General features: G+C 34.8%; 9 protein-coding genes. 1 reads left to right on the top strand and 8 read right to left on the bottom strand.

The annotated features are described in order from the left end of the window. Positions 1–46: 46 nt before the first annotated feature. From AB3G39_RS12160 to AB3G39_RS12135, 6 genes are all read right to left on the bottom strand, one after another. Complete coding sequence (locus AB3G39_RS12160) at positions 47–1,291, bottom strand: MFS transporter (RefSeq protein ID WP_369765341.1); 1,245 nt, start codon at positions 1,289–1,291, stop codon at positions 47–49. Between the two features lie 85 nt (positions 1,292–1,376). Next, positions 1,377–2,549 carry a galactose oxidase gene (locus AB3G39_RS12155; protein ID WP_369765340.1) on the bottom strand — a complete coding sequence of 391 codons (1,173 nt, stop codon included), beginning with the start codon at positions 2,547–2,549 and terminating at the stop codon, positions 1,377–1,379. 30 nt (positions 2,550–2,579) lie between these two features. Then, positions 2,580–3,500 carry a dihydrodipicolinate synthase family protein gene (locus AB3G39_RS12150; protein ID WP_369765339.1) on the bottom strand — a complete coding sequence of 307 codons (921 nt, stop codon included), beginning with the start codon at positions 3,498–3,500 and terminating at the stop codon, positions 2,580–2,582. Between the two features lie 104 nt (positions 3,501–3,604). Further along, the gene (locus AB3G39_RS12145) at positions 3,605–5,056 is read right to left on the bottom strand and encodes a RagB/SusD family nutrient uptake outer membrane protein (RefSeq protein ID WP_369765338.1); all 1,452 of its coding nucleotides are present in this window, start codon (positions 5,054–5,056) and stop codon (positions 3,605–3,607) included. A gap of 18 nt (positions 5,057–5,074) precedes the next feature. After that, entirely contained in the window at positions 5,075–8,524 is a 3,450-nt protein-coding gene (locus AB3G39_RS12140; protein WP_369765337.1) for a SusC/RagA family TonB-linked outer membrane protein, read from the bottom strand. Between the two features lie 547 nt (positions 8,525–9,071). Beyond that, positions 9,072–10,304: an ROK family protein gene (locus AB3G39_RS12135; protein ID WP_369765336.1), complete on the bottom strand. Its 1,233-nt coding sequence runs from the start codon at positions 10,302–10,304 to the stop codon at positions 9,072–9,074. Positions 10,305–10,477: 173 nt separating this feature from the next. Here AB3G39_RS12135 and AB3G39_RS12130 point away from each other — a divergent pair, with 173 nt between their 5' ends. After that, a complete protein-coding gene (locus tag AB3G39_RS12130) occupies positions 10,478–10,600 on the top strand; it encodes a hypothetical protein (RefSeq protein WP_369765335.1) in 123 nt (40 codons plus the stop codon). Positions 10,601–11,455: 855 nt separating this feature from the next. Here AB3G39_RS12130 and AB3G39_RS12125 read toward each other — a convergent pair. Both AB3G39_RS12125 and AB3G39_RS12120 read right to left on the bottom strand, forming a co-directional pair. Further along, on the bottom strand, positions 11,456–12,481 hold the full coding sequence (locus tag AB3G39_RS12125) for a PorP/SprF family type IX secretion system membrane protein (protein ID WP_369765334.1): 1,026 nt from the start codon (positions 12,479–12,481) through the stop codon (positions 11,456–11,458). A 13-nt stretch (positions 12,482–12,494) separates the two neighbouring features. Further along, positions 12,495–19,379: a PKD domain-containing protein gene (locus AB3G39_RS12120; protein WP_369769399.1), complete on the bottom strand. Its 6,885-nt coding sequence runs from the start codon at positions 19,377–19,379 to the stop codon at positions 12,495–12,497. Between the last annotated feature and the right edge of the window lie 149 nt (positions 19,380–19,528).

The raw sequence follows: 19,528 nt of genomic DNA, 5'->3' as shown, positions 1-19,528 counted from the left end.
ACCAACTTAAACAATTATTGAACTTAGTAAATGATGCTAATCGATTTTAACCGTCAACAAAATCATTTACTTTTGGACGTAGAAAACTAATTTGGACTACTAAAGCAATTAAAACTACACCCGCCATTAAAGCAAAACCGAAACCTAAATTTCCGTTATCCGATGATTTGCCTAAAAGGGAAGTTACTAAAGCGCCACAACCAACTCCAGTCATATTAAGCAGGCCATAGGCCGTTGCCCTATGTTTTGAAGAAACAAACTGACATATGATAGGCATGTTGTTGGCATCGAACATTCCGTAACCGATACCGAAACAAAGTGCTGCACCTACCACATTGAATAAAGAATGTCCAAAACCGATTAATAATAAAGCAGGAATCGTTAAACTTAGACCAATAGCACTGGTGTAAACCCTTCCTTTTATATTTTTTTGCACCCATTTATCAGATAGAATTCCTCCAAAAATTACTCCCAATAAGGAGGAGAAAGAAATTGCAATTGTAGCTATGGGTCCAGCTTCTTCCATTGGTATACCTAAGTTTTCTGAAAACAGGGTAGGTAACCAGTTTTTTGTTGCCCATCCCGGTAAACTAATGATGGCAAAATAAAATAATATAACCCAAAAGGAGATGTTAGTGAATAGCAATGCAATGCCTTTGAAAAACGAACTTTTATTTTTTATTGGTGTTACATCAGAATGAATAATTTTAGTAGGGGTTGTTTTTTTCTCTTTTAAAAAGAAAACCAAAACAAATGCATAAAAAATACCAACAATTCCAAAGTAATGAAAAGTAGTATGCCAAGAAAAGGCAGCGGCAATAGTAGCGCCAAATCCTCCTAATGCTGAACCCACATAAAGTCCTGTCATGTGAATTCCGATAGCTAGAGACCTAGTTTTTTGTTGATGGTAATCGGCAATTAGTGATAATCCAGCTGGAATATATAAGGCTTCACTTACACCCATTAGGGCTCTTAACCAATATACCTGAGTGAAAGTGGTTGCATATCCCATAGCAAATGTTACTGCTGACCACACAAATAAACTCCCAACAATCAGCCATTTTCTATTTAATTTATCTGCTATAATTCCAGAAATGGGGCTCATTAGCGCATAAATCCAAAGGAAGATAGCCATCAAACGTCCAAAGTTCTCGCCAGATACTAATTCAGGAATATCAGTTTCCATCGAAGGACGCATCGTTGCCAGCATTTGCCTGTCCATATAGTTTAGTAAGGCTACAATCCACAATAAGCCTACTACTACCCAAGGATAATACTTTGTGTTTTTCATATTTTGATATGCTTTAAAATTTTATTTGTGGTGTTGGCTTCATTTTTTAATCTGAAAATGGGCTAAAACCATATTTTGAGTTTAATTATTTAACAGTTCCTAACATGACATCAGGAGTTCGAATACCAGGTTTAATTTCTCCATTTGATAGCACAATTTTATCATTCCACATAGTTGCCGTTGTGGTCACATGAGCAAGAAAAGGCAGTTCACCAATTTTTGACCAATTATTGGTATCGGTGTTGTACAGTAATATTCCTTTATAAAAACCATCATGATTTGTATTCAATACATTTTTATCTGCAACTAATTTGGCTTTTTCTTCAGGGGAATTGGTTTGTGCAATTTGGGATAAATAAGTTTCAATTTTATGAAAAACGGTACCGTTATCACCACCAACGATTAAGATGGAATGGTTCCACACTGCCACACCAGCACCCGCTGAAAAGTTGGTTGTATTTTCTCCATCGGAAATGTTAGCACGACTTTCCCAAATTTGTTTTTTTATATTAAAAGCAAAAGTAGTATTGTGTAAATCACTTATTCCAGAAGATGTTTTAGTTCTCCCACCAATCACATAAATATGGATTCCATCCTTGTCTTTCTGAGCTACCACAACTGAGTTTGCCAATTCAATGGGTAATTTTGGTAATGTTTTCCACTCTGGATTGTTGCTGGTTAAATCAAGACTTAAAAATAAATCAGAAGATTTAGTAGCTTCGTCACCACCAATGGCGTATACCACGTTACCAATATGAGTAAGACCAATATTGGTAATAGATACTGGGAAATTAGGTAGGGAAGTGGCTTCAACCTCGTTTTTAGTAGCATTCCATTTTAGAATAAAAGCTTTATTTGAAAGGCCATTTTCATTTTCACCCCCTACATATACTACTCCTAAATCAGTAGAAGTAGAACCACAATAAGCGATTGGTTCAGGTAAGGTACTCTGTGTATTTTTAATCCAACTATAGGTATCATTGCATTTCTGTAATACATGAATTTCTTTTGAATACTGTTTTTTTCCACCTTCCCAAGGCATTTTATCTTGAAAATTGGCTCCTCCAGTAACTATTAAAACATCGTTACTAACACCATTAATAGCACCTGCAAAACCTAGTGAGACAGAACCATCTGCATTTTGTAGTTGCGCTGCTTTTTTCCATTCCAGATGGTTTATAGCTTTTTTTTGAGAAAGGGCATCAGTTGTTGACATAATCAGTAAGGAAAAAATTAGAGTATAAAAATGTTTATTCATGGTATTTATTTTAAAACAAAACAAGCAAAATTATTTTGATTTGAAATCTTCAAAATTTAGACTTGCGACATCTTTTTTGAATAATTCAAATTGGTCAGCACTCATGTTTTTAACTGGCAATCTAAATTCACCTAAATCCAACCCTACTACTTTCATATAGGCTTTTCCTACAGAGATTCCACCGTATTTACCCAATAAACGAATCATGTTGATTGATTTTTGTTGTAAAGCACGCGCTGTAAATAAATCATTGGCATTAAAGGCTGCTATCAGATCATAATACAACGGAGCAGCATAATTGAAAGTACTTCCTACAGCACCTTTGGCTCCTAATACTAATGCCGATAACATATTCTCGTCACGCCCCCAAAGCATATCGAATTTTCCATTTTCATAACTCATGCAACTTTGGAAATCCATAAAATCTTCGTGTGTATATTTCACTCCTGCAAAATTAGGCAGCTTTCCGTCTAAGGCTTGTACCAAATCAAACATGGATAAGTTTACACCTGTTAATACAGGAATGTGATAGTAATAGAAAGGCATGTTAGGAACACTTTTCCCCACTTCGATACAAATTTGAGCTAACACATCAACATTTGCTGGTTTAAAATAAAAAGGTCCAGTCAAAGAAACTGCATACAATCCAATTTCATAGGCGTGTTTAGCTAACTCGATACAATCAGCAAGGCAAGTACCCGCTAAAAAAGCCATTACTTTGAAGTCGGCATCATGATTACTGCAATCAGCCCAAGCTTGAGCAACAGCTTTCTTTTCTGCTACTGTTGTAGAGACTCCTTCTCCTGTTGAACCATTGATAAAAGCTCCAGTTATACCATTTCTTTTTAAAAATGCATAATATCCTGGAATTTGACTAACATCTAATTTTCCATTGCTATCAAAAGGGGTAAACGGTGCAGAGATTAGGCCTTGTAAATGTTGAATTTTCATGAGGTATTTTTTTAAATTGTCTTTTATTTATTTTGTTTAAATAAACCGGGAATGTAAATATTCCCGGCTCACTATTTAAACGATATTCTTTAAATCCTTTTTAACTATGGATTTTGAGTGATTTTAGGATTGAAGTTAATCGTGTTTTGAGATATTGGAAACAAGATCTTTTTACCAGCCATAGAAGGAACAAGATTCGTTTTGTTGAAACGTACTAAGTCCCACCATGCTTTTCCTTCAAATGCTAATTCTTTCAAACGTTCATTCAAAATAGCATTGTCATTAGCCGCTTGAGTACCAATTGTAAATGAGGAAGAAGCATCAGCTCTTTGCATTACCAGATTCATTTCCGTTGATGGATCTTGGCCTAAAGCATTTTTAATTTCTGCTTTCATTAACAAGATGTCAGCCCAACGGTAAATAATGATATCACTTACAAATCTTCTGGTAGTACCATCAACAGTTCCACTGTATTTCATTAAACCTGTTACTACTGGAGTTGATCCATTGTATAAAGTTAAATACGTAGCTGTTTTTCTAGTATCAGTTCCTGAAAAGTTGAAATGTGTAATATCAGGTTGTACTCTTGAAATACCTGCATTTCCTGTACCAACTCCCAAGGTTCCAAAAGTTGCAGTTGCCTCAGCCGCTGTTAATGGTGCAAAGTCACTTGGTCCAACAAACATGAAAGAATTCCAATTATCAGATAATGCTGATGGTACATCTGCTAAAGAATATTTAACCGCAAATAATACTTCGGCATTTCCTTTATTAGTGTAACTAAATACATCTTTGAAATTAGGTAATAAAGCGGGCGCAGTAGGAATTGCGTTAATGGCATCCAAAGCTGTATTTAAATCCGTATTTCCTCCCCCTAATTGTTTGGCTGTCCATAAATTTACATCCGCTTTTAAAGCATAAGTAGATGATAAAGATAATTGCGTTTTATTGTTTACTGCATCCGGATAATTAGCAATTGCCGATTCAATATCAGACTTTATAAATGCAAAAGTTTCATCAATCGTATTGCGAGGAACGATATATTCTGATTGATTTGTATTCTCAGTTGGTGTAGTTACTATTGGTACACCACCCCAAGAACGAGCCATGATGAAATAAGCCATAGCACGCATAGAATACGCTTGCGCTAGATATCTCTTTTGTTCCTTAACAGTTGTTGGACTAAATTGAATAGTAGGAACATATTTCAAAACCAAATTTGCCTGATGAATTACAGTATACAAACCAGCCCAATCCACATCAATATTCTGTGCAGTAAGGTTGTTATTGTAATAATTAGCTAATGTAAGTGGAGATTGAACTCCATTTGTAAGTTCAGCACTTCTTGCACCACCCAATAAATAATAATTTTGTTGGGTTTGGGTTCTAAAATTGAAGTACATACCGTTTACACCTGCTTTTGCATCGTCTTCTGTTTTCCAAAAACTGGCAGAAGTAATTACGCTTTCAGATGTAAGGTTTAAATCATCTTGACACGAGTTCAATAATGACAAACCAGTAAAAAGTATAGAATATAATAGAATTTTATTTTTCATGATATTTAGTATTAAAATTTACAATCCAATGTTTAAACCAAGGATAAAGTTTTTTGGAACAGGATAGGTACCTGTTGATCCAGCTGAATTTAATCCTAAACTGGAACCACCGTCAATCCCTTGAACTTCTGGACTTAAACCACTGTATTTTGTGAAATAGTACAAGTTACTTCCTGTTACATATACACGTACTGATGCTAACTTAATCTTCTCCACTACTGATTTTGGAACAGTATAGCTGAATGTTATTTCTCTTAGACATAAGTAATCTCCACTTTCATAGTAACGACTATTTCCTTGGAACATATTGCTATTATAAGCTGCACCACTTGCTTCAGAACGGAATAAGTTGTTTTGATTCGTTTGATCAGCCCAACGGTAACGTGGTACATCAGTAACATCTCCTTCTTTTTGCCAAGACTGTAAACTTTCAGCTAATAATCCATAATTTCCTTGAAACTGCCCTACAAATCGCGCTCTGGCTTCATTGTAAATTGTAGCTCCTAAAGAGTAATCTGTTCTTACTGCCAATGAAAACCCTTTGTATTTGGCATCAAAATTAAAACCTCCAACAAATTTAGGAAACATATTACCCATGTAAGTTCTGTCACGGCTATCAATAACACCATTGTTATCAGCATCTAAAAACACGGCGTCTCCAGCAAATTTCTTACCGGTTGGATTTCCTCCCGCTCCACTTGTTTTACCTACATAAGTATCATGTGTAGTTAAGTTGTAAGCATCAGCTTCAGCTTGTGTAGAAAGGACATACAATTGTTTGTGAGCATAAAAATCACCAATTTTTTGACCTTCTTGTAAGCCACCTACAAATTTGTAAGAACCGCTAGCAGCATCCCAAATTTCAGTTCCACCAATTCTATTATTTGTATTTCCATTGAAAGGAAGTTTCTCAATTACATTAGTATTGTGAGAAACATTAGCGCCAACATTAATTTTCCAATCATTTTTATCGTATACATTTGCATTCAATTCTAATTCAAAACCAGTACTTCTTAATCCACCTAAATTAGTTAGAACAGTAGAGAAACCACTATTAGAAGGAAGTGTTAAATTCGTTAATAAATCAGAAGTTAGTTTATTATAAAAGTCTCCAATAACTCTAATTTTATCATGGTTTAGACCAAGATCAAAACCTCCATTTATAGTTTGTGATTGCTCCCATTTCAAACCTGGATTTGCAATTTGTGAGTTTACAATTGCAGATTGACCGTTGTAGCTATTAGCAAATCCGTTTGTTGTACCAGAATATAATCCTCCTGATTGAAAATCTCCTAAAGTACCTAAGTTACCATTGACCCCATAACTTCCACGAAGTTTGAATGAAGAAAGAACCTCTGGCATTACTTTCCAAAAATTTTCTTCATGTGCATTCCAACCTACTGATAACCCTGGAAAAAAACCATATTTATTATCAGGACCTAAACTAGAAGAACCATCATAACGGAAAGAGGCTGTTGCAAAATACCTGCTTTTGTAATCATAATTTACACGACCAAAAACACTATTCAATACTAATTTTGTATTGTTACTATATACTGAAACGGGTATTGGTGATGAATCTAGAGTTTGTGCTAGGTCAGAAGGACTTCCTTTTCCAGAAGCATTAAATGCTTTTATAGTTCTGTCGAATTTAGATACTCCCAATTTCGCTTGAAAATCACCTACATTTTCTAAGTTCTTATCATAACTTAATACTCCTTCGTATTGCAGTTGAGCTATTTGGTTGCTTAATCTTGTAGCGGTACGAGTATTGTCAATTAAGCCATTACTACCACTTAAAAATGCTTGTTGAAAAGTATTATCATTTTCATTTTCGTTATAAATCGATAATGAAGGCGTAAAAGTTAAGTCTTTAGTAAGTTTTAAATCACCATCAACGCTCATTTGCAATTTATTATTTTCATTAATTCCTTTCACTTTACCCATTTGGTACAATGGATTTCCATTTATATTATTTTGACCAGGTGCTAATGTACCGTCTTCCAAATATAATTTTGTAGTAGGGGAGTTTCCTAAATATCTGTTGAAAACAACGCTGTTAGCAACAACTTGATTGTTACTTGATTTTGAGTATAAAACTCTACCATTTAGAGTAAAATTATCCGCTACTTTCAAAGAGGCATTTAATTTACTTGTAAAGCGTTGGTAACCTGTAAATATGGTAATACCGTCTCCTTTTAAATAACCCAAACTTAAATCAAAAACACCAGTATCACTACCACCACTAATACCTAAAGTATGATTTTGTGTGATTGCATTTTGAAATAAAACATCATTCCAATTCGTGTTTTTATACATAATTGTATTACTAGCATTTAATGGATCTGCCATTTCTTGCCACCCTTTCGCTTGTAAACCTTGGATCGTGGTTGCATCCAAATTTGATTTTAATAATGTAGCAAAAGGAGTATTGTTTAATAAGTTATTTCCTGTACCTGCAGGTGTGGCTCCTGTTAACTGTCCTAATCTTGCGATACCAGTCGTAGTCGAAAGACCTGCGATTTCGGCAGCATTATACAATCCTAAACGTTGCAGTCTGATATAGTCACCTGCATTTAAGAAATCATATTTTTTACCTACTTGACTATTTTGGGTAGAAACATTATAGGTAATTTTAGTTTTACCTGCCTTACCAGTAGATGTTGTGATAATGATTACACCATTTGAAGCACGAGCTCCATAGATTGAGGTTGCAGCAGCATCTTTTAATACTTGTAATGATGCAATGTCAAAGGAGTTAATGTCATCAATTTGAGTACGAATTACTCCATCCACAATGTACATAGGTGTTGCACCTGCAGGATTATCAATAGAAGTTCCCCCACGTACTAAAATGTTAGATGCTTTACCAGGCTGACCTGATGCAGTACGAACTACTAAACCCGTAACATTTCCTTGTAATGATTGAGTAACATTTGAATAAGGAACATTCTCTAAAACTTTCTTATCTAATTTAGATACTGAGGTACTTAAAGTTCTCCTATTTTGTGAACCATATCCGACTACAATAACTTCATTCATTTGTTGTCCCACTTCTTTTAAAACGATGGTAAGTGTCGCATTACCAATCGGTACTTCTTGATCTTGAAGACCAATGTAGGATACTATTAAAGTAGTCACATTATCAGGAACTTCAAATGTAAAATTTCCGTCAAAATCAGTCTGTGTAGTAATACTAGTTCCTTTTGCAACAATATTAACTCCAGGTAGAGATTCTCCCTTCTCATTAATAACTTTTCCAGTAATTTTCTTTTGGATTTGTCCTAATTTGATTGTTTCCTTTGTAACTACAGTCTTTTTTTCTAGTAGAAAAACAGTTGGTTCAGTTACCGAAGCTGATACTTGTAAAGTAAAAGCTACTAAAAATAAGGATGTTAATTTCACAGCTTTCCCTAAGTTTGGGTTTAGCCAGTAATTTTTCGGCTTGCTTTTTGGTAATAAATACATACTTTTGTAAATGGTTAGGTTAATAATAATTCTTCCTTCTTGGTTTATTTATTTGTTTTCCAGCTTCCGTTCTTTTATGAAGAACTTGCCAGCAATGTGTACAGCATATGCTGGCTTTTTTTATGGATAACAAATGAATATTTTATAAAAAAGGGCATTCCCAATTTTGTTGCTTTTGTATGTTGAAAATCTTAAAACCTTATTTTGCTTTTAAGAATATGAATTTCTGCTTTCGTTTTAAGGAAACTTCTTTTACCTATAAAACAATCATCTTAGTTGAAAATAGTACAGCTCAATACTGAAATGATTATTAATCTTAAAAAGTTAAAATCCTTTTTTTGTAATAGTAAGTTTATGCAGCGTTTTGTTTTAACTAAAGTTTTTCGATCTCTTTTAAGAGAAAAAGTATAAAATAGATTAAAAAAAATGATTTTTAATAGAATTATTATCCGCGTTATTTATTATTACGTCGTAAATATATAAATAAATTTAATAAATACAACATACTTATTAAATTATTTTAATAATTAAAATTTTAGAAGTTATTTTAGTTATTTATTAAAGGGGATAGCATTTTCTCTTTTATAACACAACATGCCCCAATAACACCAGCGCGACGACCCAAAGTCGATTTTTTAAGTTTCATATCTCGGTTCACTAAACCTAAAGAGTATTTTTTTAATCCAGATTGAATAGGTAATAGAACGTAATCACCCAATTGAGAAAAATCACCACCAATTACAAGTAAATCGGGGTTAAAAATATTGAGAAGAATAGACAGGTAACGTCCCATTTTCTCGCTCTGTTTTGTTACCAAATCTACACACAACGGATCTTCTAAGTTAAAAGCTCCTGCAATAATGGCATGATGTTGTAACGCTGGCGAACTGTCATCAAGTATGATTTTTGATTGTTTTCCCTCTTTTAGAGCTGTCTTGAATTGGTTTACAAGAGACCAACCTGAAATCTCGGTCTCTAGGCAGCCAAGTTTACCGCACTGACACATAATTCCATTGTCAAAGATAGTACTGTGACCAAATTCTCCTGAATAGCCGGATTTTCCATAATAAAGTTTTCCATCAGTAATCATTCCAATAGCAACTCCCCAACTGTAATTAAGAAATATTATATTTTGCTCATCATCAACAACTCCTTCGGAATATTCACCAAAGGTCATCGCTCTAGTATCATTTTCTAGATGAACAGGCATGTCTAATTGTTCTGAAATAATTTCGGTTAATGGTCTGTTTTCGCTAAAGAAATAGTTGTAGCTAAATCCTTCCATAGAATTAATACGACCCGAAAAGTTAATACAAACGCCAACAATCATCTTTTTTTCAACAGAACAATCCTCTATAAATGACTTTATCAAATTACAAAATTGAAAAAGTGACTCTTGCGTATTTTCTAACACAAAGGAAGTTCCTAATTCAATACTGACAAATTCATTCTTAATATTTTGTAAGCCAATAGACATACTAGCGATATTGACTTCAACCCCTAAAAAGTAAGCGCAAGTTGGATTGATACTATATAAAGAAGGTCGTCTACCACCGCTATTTGTAATTTTTCCTAGGTCTATGATATAACCTTCAGGTAATAATTCATTAACAGCTTTAGTTACTGTTGGAACACTAGATTGTAGTTCAGCACTTAATTCAGCTATTGTAGCATTACCGACTGACAATAATCTTTTGATAATTGTTTGTCTTAGCATATGCCACTTTTGTCCTGAAAGACTTTTGTCTTTACTACTATCTAATAGATCTTTTAAACTCATTATTTTACTTTTAATATTTCAAAAAAGGGAATTATATACAAACATACTTTTTTATTCAGAATAATTATTTAAGATATTTTATTATTTGACTTAAGATAATAAATAAATTTAAAATTAATTTCCTGTAGGATAATAAATTCTTTTATTTTAATATCAAAAAGAGAATGTATATTATGTTTTTAGATAGTAAAGAAACGTTTATAGCTTCATTAATTGACAATAAGAATTTGAAAGCTATACTGGCTACTTTTGGAACTTCTACTGATGCCTTATTAGACTTTTTGACGGGGAAATAACCCAACCAGAAAAATGCCTTTTACTACTCCAAAATCGCGTCAGGCAGTATTGGATAATCAATCAGATGTTCCAGGTTATTTAAAACCATAAGGTTATGCGTTGTTTAAATTTAATGAAGGAATTGGATATTAATCTTCAATAGAAAACGAGGGAGATTTTTTGATATCTAAAATACGATCATTTTATAAAAAATAGTTAGAATTGTTAGATTACAAAAATATTTTGGTTTGGTTATTTAAAAGCGGTTTTTTGAACCGCTTTTATTTGTTTTAATTTTCAGAACTAATATTGAAACGACACTATCCTAAAAGTGTTAAGTTAAATAAAACATGAGAGTTTGACTTTTTTAATTAAAGTTAAACTCTTTTTTCAAATATAGAAATGAACAGGTTGGAAACTAATTTCCAGTTTTTCGGATTAATATCGACTTTTAATTTGCATTACTAATTTCGCTCTCTTATAATATAGTCCATTAGCGATGATAATTATTATTATGTCTAATCCTAAATAATCGATACATATTATTATAGGAAAACATTTAAATTAAATCGTGGTAAATATGATTTGGAGTCAATATAAAAGCGGATAATTATGAGATCCAAGGTCATTGTAAGATTAGTAGATTCCTTTATGATTTGATTTAATATTTTTATTCTTAACTTTTTATGCACATAAAGTTAGCAAGTCAACTTTTCCCTTTAACGCTTCTAAAACAACTTTTTCTTTAAACTCTTTTCTAAAGACTTTTTTTATTCTTGACATAATTTAGTAAATTTAAGATTTTTAATCTTATCTTAAATAGCTAAAAAAGGCCATACTGTTTTTGGGGAGCAGTATAGCTTAAGAAGGCTAACTTAATAATTCCTACCCCAAGGTTTTTTCACCAAATAATTATCACAACTTGAGCAGTCGCGACCAAATTGCCATGTCAATGAAAGTTCATGTACGCCTTGGGTATTCCCTAGTTTTGAAGTGTTAATATCATAGGAGTAACCTAATACAAAACGATCTAACTGAATAGAGCCAAATAGATTTACAGACGTTAAAAAGTGACTATTATTGCTTTTTCCTTCTGGATTTGTTGCCGCAAGCACTCCTAAAATTAGTGGTTTGAATTCGAGTGCTGTACCGAAATCTAATCTGTTGTATTGTGCTTGTCGCATATAACTGGCAGTTACTAATAAATTTGTTTGATCAGGAAAGAAATTTAAATGGGTATCATCCAAACTTATTGAATAACCGGAATGAACGCTTAAAAACATTTCCAACGGAACTGCGCCATCTGCTATAAAAGCAATGTTTGGTTTATTCAGATGTTTTAAGGAAGCACCAAACCAAGCTTGGTCACTGTATAGTAATAGACCTGAGGAGATGTCCAGAAAATCAATCTTCTCATTCGCGTTTAAAGCACCTGGATCAACACTACCACCGCTGGTAGTACCGTCATTGGTATTGATTTGATCTTCGAATAAAAGACTGCTAAAATTAAAGTTTTTGCGGCCATAACCTGCTTCCAATCCTAATCGAAGTCGCCAGTCATCATTTAGATTAACATTGTAGGAATACACCCCATTGACCTGAACATAATTATAATTAGTAAATACTTCGCGTTGATTTAAAATAGATAGACCTAAGCCCATATTTCTTTCAGGACCAATAGGACCGTTAACGAATGCATATTCGGTGTCGATTCGTCTGGTCTCATTTGGCCATTGAGATCGGTGAATAAGTCCAGCATATCCGGTTATTAAAGTTCCCGCAAATGCAGGGTTTAGTGTTTCAGGAACCAAAAAGTATTGGGTAAAAACGGGGTCCTGTGCCTTAACTTCTGCAATAGATATAGAAGTCAGTAGTATGTATATAAAAAATTTTAATTTCATTCTAATTTGGGGCTTATTTTATTAATACGAAAGGGTGGTTTACATTGACAATAGTCCCATAAAAAGTTTCTCCGCTGACTTTGCAGTAGTAATTACCGTTTTCCGCATTCTGTCCTTTTATTTTACCATCCCATCCTCGCAAAATTTCCCCTGTATCTGAATATATCAGCGAACCCCAGGTGTCATATATATCCAAGCGAACGTTTTTTAAAGCCTTTGTTACGGGTCTTAAAGTGTCATTGATGTTATCATTGTTTGGAGTAAAAGCGTTCGGAACTACCAATAAATATCCTTTTTCAACGATAAAAGTGATTTTGTGGATATAAATGCATCCGAAAGGATAGGTTACTGTTTGTGTAACAACATAATCTTTTGGATTGATGAAGGTATGTACTGGGTTGAATTCGGTTGAAGTAGTGCCGTCACCAAAGTCCCAAAGTATACTGACGTAATCCCCAGTTGCTGTATTGGTAAACTGAATCGGATCATTTATGGAATAATTGCCATAAGAGGAATAGAAATATGAACTTCCATTATAAGAAGGGGTTCCAAGGGATTGCAATTTAACATTGAAGGAGTAATTTGATTTACATCCAATAGCATCAGTTACGTAAAGTATCGCAGTTCCATTTTGGCTGGTATTCATCATTTCATTATTCGTACCACTAACGGTTCCGTTTGACCAAACTAATTGGTAGGGAGGAACCCCGCCAGAAATTTGGGCTACAAAAGTTTGTTTAACGAATTTGGTTTCACAGTCAAATTCAGTTTTGGTTACCACTGCAGGTACAATTGGTGCCGGCCTGTTGATACTATATTGAGCCTGTTTTGAACAGCCGTTAGCATCTTTTACCGTAACCAAGTAATTTCCTGCTGGAATATTGTTTAAATCTTCGGTTGAAGCTCCGTTTGACCAGATGTAAGTAAACGGTGCCGTACCACCGGCAACTAGGAGTTTTATAGCACCACTATTGGCATTATTACAATCAAAAGCATTAGTGACATTGGCAGATAGCACTAACGGTTGGGGTTCAAGAATAGTAAAAGTTCGTGTAATTGTACAAGGCTTACTGTCAACAATCGTTACCGTGTAATTACCTGGTCCCAAATTGTTCCTGACTGTGCCAGCTACCGAACTATCATTCCAAGTCAACTTTACTGGAGCGATACCACCTATGAAATTTAGGTTAATACTTCCGTTTTTATCACCGAAACAACTTATGTTTTTGATAACTGGATTTACGGTAAAAATAGGAGCTTCAGGGATGTTTACATTTAAGGAAGTTGTACAGTTTAACACATCAGTAACAGTTATCAGATAATCGCCAGAGGAAAGGTTATCTTGGAAGGTACCGCTTGCTAAGTTGCTCCATGAGATTGTATAGGGTGCAACACCTCCGGCAACTACTATTTTGATTGTTGCGTCATTATTACCGTAACAGATAATGGGTGTTGTGGTCGCAGTAATAATAATTTCAGATGGTTGGGTAAGGGTAACGCTTAATGTTTTTGAACATCCCGAACTATCGGTTACTGCCAAATTATAAGTTCCAGCTGCAATACCTGCTAAGTCTTTATTAGAACTTATAAAACCATTTGGTCCTGTCCATGCATAATTATACGGTGCTGTGCCTCCAACAACATTAATAGCGATTGCTCCAGATGGTTGTCCAGAACACAATAAATCGGTTTTGCTTATTAAACTAACATCCAAAATAGGAGGTTCTGTTATAGTAAAAGTCGCTGTTTTAGGACCGCAATTTTTAGCATCAGAAACCGAAATGATATATGTTCCAGGAGCTAAATTTGATATGTCTTCTGATGTTGAATAAGGGCTTCCGTCTTTCGTCCAAGCGTAAGAATAGTTCAAGGTACCGCCCGAGACCGTGATTGCAACTGAACCATCTGCTTTATTAAAACAAGTAATGTTTTTATGCAAATCAGTGCCAATAATAATATCATTAGGTTCTGTGATCGTATAGGTTTTAGTAATAGGACAGCCACCAGTATCTGTAATGGAAAGATCATAATTCCCAGGTGCCAAATTTGAAATGTTTGAAGAAGAGGATATAAAACCATTTGGACCAGTCCAAGAAATAAGATAGGGAGAACCAGAACTAAAAGGTATCCCTCCTGTAATATTGGTTTGTATAGCTCCATTATTAGTTCCAAAACAATTACTATTATTTAAAGTAATAATAGATGATATTGCAGGATTAACCGTTACTGTTACAGTAAATACATTTCCAGGACAACTACCCGTAATTGGAGTTACATTATAGGTAACAGTTGCAGGACTTGTTGTAGTATTTACCAGTATTTGACTAATGTCAATTTGCGGACTATTTTGTGAAGATGCACCTATTATTGAACCAAGAGGTGATATAATTGGACTAGACCAAGTATAAGTCGTATTTGGCGGTACTAAATCACCATTTAAATTGTTCGGAGTTATTGTAAATGAATTTCCACTACAAATCAAAGCGTTTTTATTTGAAATAACTGGACTTTGATTAATGGTAACACTAGCTATATTAGAAGTTAATTCGGTACAGCCTCCAGATGGTAAGCTAATTATACAATAATAATAAATGGTTCCCACTGTAGTTTTTGGAGGACTGTAAGGATTAGTTGTAGCGCCAGAAATAGGGCTGCTTCCAGTGATTGAACTAATACTATTCGAATACCATTGATAAGTGGGGGTTCCTGCACCGTTATTATAGTTTACATTTAGAATTGTAGGGTTTTGCCCTAAACATACTGTACTGGAAAGTGGTTGTGTCACAATTGTAGGTGCAAGACTTATGATTACCTCAGCAGTTGCACTTGTCACATTACAACCATTAGCTGTTTGTGTAATCACGCAATAGTAATACTTTTTTCCAACTGTATTTGAGAGCGGAGTGAATGTGTTGTTAGTTGCTCCAGTAATTAATATCCCAGCAGTATTAATATTAGTATTAGATGAATACCATTGATAGTTAAAAGTTCCAATTCCACCGGTTGCCGTAACAACTAAATCATTTGGTGTAGCACCTTGACATAAGGTTTGAGAAGCAATAGGTTGCGTATTAACGATGGGATCGCTAACAACCACAATCTCGGCCGGATTACTAGTTATTTGGCCACATCCATTACCAGAGAACGATAAGGTAGCATAATAGTAATAAGTGCCGCTTGCTGCATAAACAGCTGGCTTATAACTAGCAGTGGTTGCACTTGGAATTGGTGTTCCTCCTATTGTAGAATTTGTAGTATTCGAATACCATTGGTAATTGGCAGTTCCTGTTCCTCCAGTATAAGTTATAGTTAATGGAGTAGCAATTGTTGCCCCAACACATAAACTTTGTGTTGCCGTAGGTTGTATAGTGATGGTAGCTCCAGCATTGATGGTCACTGTGGCAGTATTAGAGGTAACACTCGAACATCCTCCAGAAGTCAATGTGATGATGCAATAATAATAAATTGTCCCCACAGTTGAAGCGGATGGAGTATAAGTAGAATTGGTTTCTCCTGAGATTGTAGTTCCAGTAGTTGTGTTATTAGTATTATTTGAATACCATTGATATTGGGGAGTTCCAGTAGCACCACTTACTGTAATAGACAAAGTAGTTGGAATACCTCCTTGACAAACTGTACTCGAAACAGGGTGAGTCGTAATTGTGGGTGCAGAAATTACAATAATTTGAGCAGTTGTGCTAGTTACTCTGCAACCAGAAGTACTGTTTTGGTTGACAATGCAATAATAATATTTTGTACCGACAGTATTTGTTGATGGAGTATAATTATTGCTTGTTGCTCCTACAATTAATGTACCTCCAGTATTGGTATTTGATGAATGGCTGTACCATTGATAACTAAATGCGCCATTCCCTCCAGTTGCAACAATTGTTAGAGCTGTTGGAGTTGCATTTTGACACAAAGTTTGTGAAGTAATTGGTTGGTTACTTATTGTAGGATCATTAAACACAATAACTTCAGCTATATTACTAGTGGCTGGCAAACAACCATTCCCGTTTAATGAAACTGTTGCATAGTAATAAAAATTGCCTGGGGTATTATAAGCTAGAGGTGTGTAGTTAGCAGAAGTTGCTCCTGTTATTAATGTGCTACCTAATGTAGAATTTGTGGTATTGGAAAACCATTGATAACTAGCCGTTCCGGTTCCACCTGAATAAGCAATAGTTAAGGGAGTGGGTATTGTTACACCAATACAAATATTTTGAGTAATAGTTGGTTGAGTGGTGATGGTAGCATTAGGTAGTATGGTTACTGTTGCCGTTTTGGTTTTAATACTGGTACATCCTCCAGACGACAAACTAATAATACAATAGTAGTATAACGTTCCTGCCGTTGTTGAAGGGGGAGTATAAGTAGAATTGGTTTCGCCTGAAATTGCAGTTCCTGTTGTTGTGTTATTAGTATTATTCGAATACCATTGATAGATTGGAGTACCAGTAGTCCCACTAACAGTAACCGACAGAACATTGGGAGTTCCTCCTAGACAAATGGTACTAGAAAGCGGTTGAGTTATAGTAGGTGCCGAATTTACCGTAAACAATTCTGTAGTTTTACAATTACTAGAATTGGTATAAGTAATGGTTGTGGTTCCTCCCGAAACTCCTGTTACTAAGCCAGTCGAACTGATTGTTGCTATTGATGGATTGGAAGATGTCCAAGGACTAGTTGTAGCCGCAGATGTCGAACCCGTTAATTGTGAAGTGAACCCAACACATGAAAATAGATTTCCTGTTATTGTAGGCGAAGGATTGATTGTAAAAATTTTATTAGTTGCTGTCGTTGTTCCACATTCATTTGTAACTGACAATGAAACAGTGAAAGTTCCTGTGGTAGCATAACTAATAGTTCCAGGAATTGCAGAAGTTGAAGTTGCTGGTGAACCTCCTGGAAAACTCCAAGCATAAGTTAGGGCTTGAGTACCGCAATTAGTGGTACTTGCCGCAGGAGTAATAGATGTCGTTGGTTGTGATTGACAAACAGAGGTAATTGGATTTATACTTACTGTAGGTGGCTTTTTTACTGTTACAACTTGTGTTGCTACTTGCGGAGGAGAACAGGCATTTGTTGCTGTGAGTTTAATGGTATATGTTCCCGGTTCCGTGAAATTGAAAGAAGCATTTGTTGTTGTTTGATTTGGAATAGGTGTAATGCTGGTACCACAATAGGCAGAAGCGTAAGTTACACTCCAGACATAGGTTGGAGGACTACAAGAATTTGTTACTATGGTGGTGTTCGTTGCTGTTGTTGTGAGAGCAGAGCAGCCAGAGTAGTTATTTAGAGTAAAAGAGGGGACAAGAGGTGCTTCTATGCAGGTTTGCTGCGTTTTGGTAGTTATTCCACAGCCATTTTGAGCAGTTAATGTTACAGTATATGTTCCTGAAGTGCTATACGTATGGCTAATGTTTTGAGGAGCAGATATTGAAGTTGGTACTACTGGTGAGCCATCTCCAAAGTCCCATGTGTAAATTGAGCCCGCAATGCAATTTTGCCCAAATCCAGAAATAGTTGTGTTTGTAAATAAAACGCTACTATTAATACAACTTTTAGAAGGAGCTGTGAAATTTGCTGTTGGTTTAGTTAGTATTGTTATATTACCAAGTGTAAATGGTGTCGTACCACATGCATTTGTTACATCTAATTTTACTTCAAAACTAGTAGCAGGACAATTACTGGATGTATAAATATGTGGAATTGGATAATTAGTGGAATTTGAAGGATTGGCTGAATTAAAGTAACTGGAACTATTTAATTGATTTTGAGTTAAAACTAGTATTGGTGAACCATCACCATAATTAACTTTATAAGTTGTATCGAGAGAATTGGTTCCCCAATTGGAGATTGAAAATTGTAAATTTGAGGTTGGAGCACATAAATTTTGTGTAGAACCGGGACTATTTAAGCCACCAAGTGGATTGGAAACATTTTTTATTACATAGGTTTTTGTATTAACACAGCCATTATTTCCAGTTGCAGTAATGGTCATTGAATAAGCTCCAGTAGCAGAATATGTGTGCGAAATAGGAAATGTTACATTAGCTTGTGTATTTCCATCACCCCAATTTATAGAAAAGGACGAAATACAAGTTGAAGCAGAAGTATTTCCTACAGTAATCGAATACGCAGAACTTGATGATGCATTGCTACAATTACTAAATGGGTCAAAGAGATTATTGACATCAGTAAAATTTATGTCTGGTTTTTGTTTTATACCTATTATTTTTGTTTTGCTAATTGTGCAACCACCACCTGCTACTGTTAATTTTATTGTTTTCGTTGCAGTTCCACAACCCAATTCTGTAAAAGAATGACTAGGGTTTTGCATGGTTGAGGTTGTTCCGTCTCCAAAATCCCAGGAATAAGTATATGAACCAGCTGATACATTAGACGAAAATTGAATTAAAGTTCCCGAACATGTGTTATCATTGGTAAATGTAAAGTCGACAACAGGAGCTGAACTTACTGTTACAATAGCGATCCCTGAACTTGCTTGTTCCGTGGTAGGATTTGCCATATCGCGAACACTAATCAAATTATAGTTGAAAATACCTGCTGTTGCAGTAGGGACTGGAATGGTTACACTATTTCCAGACGTTGTAGTTATTGATTGATTTCCAGTAATACCAGTTAAAGTATAGGTAAAAGTATAAGGAGCTGTTCCCCCTGAGCCTGTAAACGTTATTTGTGGTTGTGCTGCATTTTGACAGACAGTTGTTGTTCCTGAAATAGTTGCGGAAGGCACTGCTAAATTACTCAAAATACTTAAGGAAGCTCCGGCCTTTTTCGTTTTCTCAATGTTTGGGTCACTATTTCTAGCACTTAAAACACATCCGTTATTTACTAGGATGAAAAAAAATATAATCTTGTAAAGGATTTTCATAAAGGTATCTTGCTGCTAGGGTAATTATATTTCAATCTTAAATATTAGTGCTCAAACTTACGGTTTATATGAACCCATTTCTTACGGTTTCCCGTAAAGGAGGTCGTTTTTAATAAAAACAATTTGGTTATTCTATTGATAAATATTTT

Origin of the sequence: Flavobacterium sp. WC2416, from assembly GCF_041200095.1 — a bacterium.
Taxonomy (GTDB): domain Bacteria; phylum Bacteroidota; class Bacteroidia; order Flavobacteriales; family Flavobacteriaceae; genus Flavobacterium.
The sequence above is the reverse complement of the archived record's forward strand: the minus strand, read 5'-3'. Positions and strand labels throughout refer to the sequence as shown.

Bases quoted from the DNA above. Each gene is read 5' to 3' on its own strand.
- AB3G39_RS12130 (WP_369765335.1), top strand. From the start codon at position 10,478: ATGTTTTTAGATAGTAAAGAAACGTTTATAGCTTCATTAATTGACAAT.
- AB3G39_RS12140 (WP_369765337.1), bottom strand. From the start codon at position 8,524: ATGTATTTATTACCAAAAAGCAAGCCGAAAAATTACTGGCTAAACCCA.
- AB3G39_RS12160 (WP_369765341.1), bottom strand. From the start codon at position 1,291: ATGAAAAACACAAAGTATTATCCTTGGGTAGTAGTAGGCTTATTGTGG.
- AB3G39_RS12150 (WP_369765339.1), bottom strand. From the start codon at position 3,500: ATGAAAATTCAACATTTACAAGGCCTAATCTCTGCACCGTTTACCCCT.
- AB3G39_RS12145 (WP_369765338.1), bottom strand. From the start codon at position 5,056: ATGAAAAATAAAATTCTATTATATTCTATACTTTTTACTGGTTTGTCA.
- AB3G39_RS12135 (WP_369765336.1), bottom strand. From the start codon at position 10,304: ATGAGTTTAAAAGATCTATTAGATAGTAGTAAAGACAAAAGTCTTTCA.
- AB3G39_RS12155 (WP_369765340.1), bottom strand. From the start codon at position 2,549: ATGAATAAACATTTTTATACTCTAATTTTTTCCTTACTGATTATGTCA.
- AB3G39_RS12120 (WP_369769399.1), bottom strand. From the start codon at position 19,379: ATGAAAATCCTTTACAAGATTATATTTTTTTTCATCCTAGTAAATAAC.
- AB3G39_RS12125 (WP_369765334.1), bottom strand. From the start codon at position 12,481: ATGAAATTAAAATTTTTTATATACATACTACTGACTTCTATATCTATT.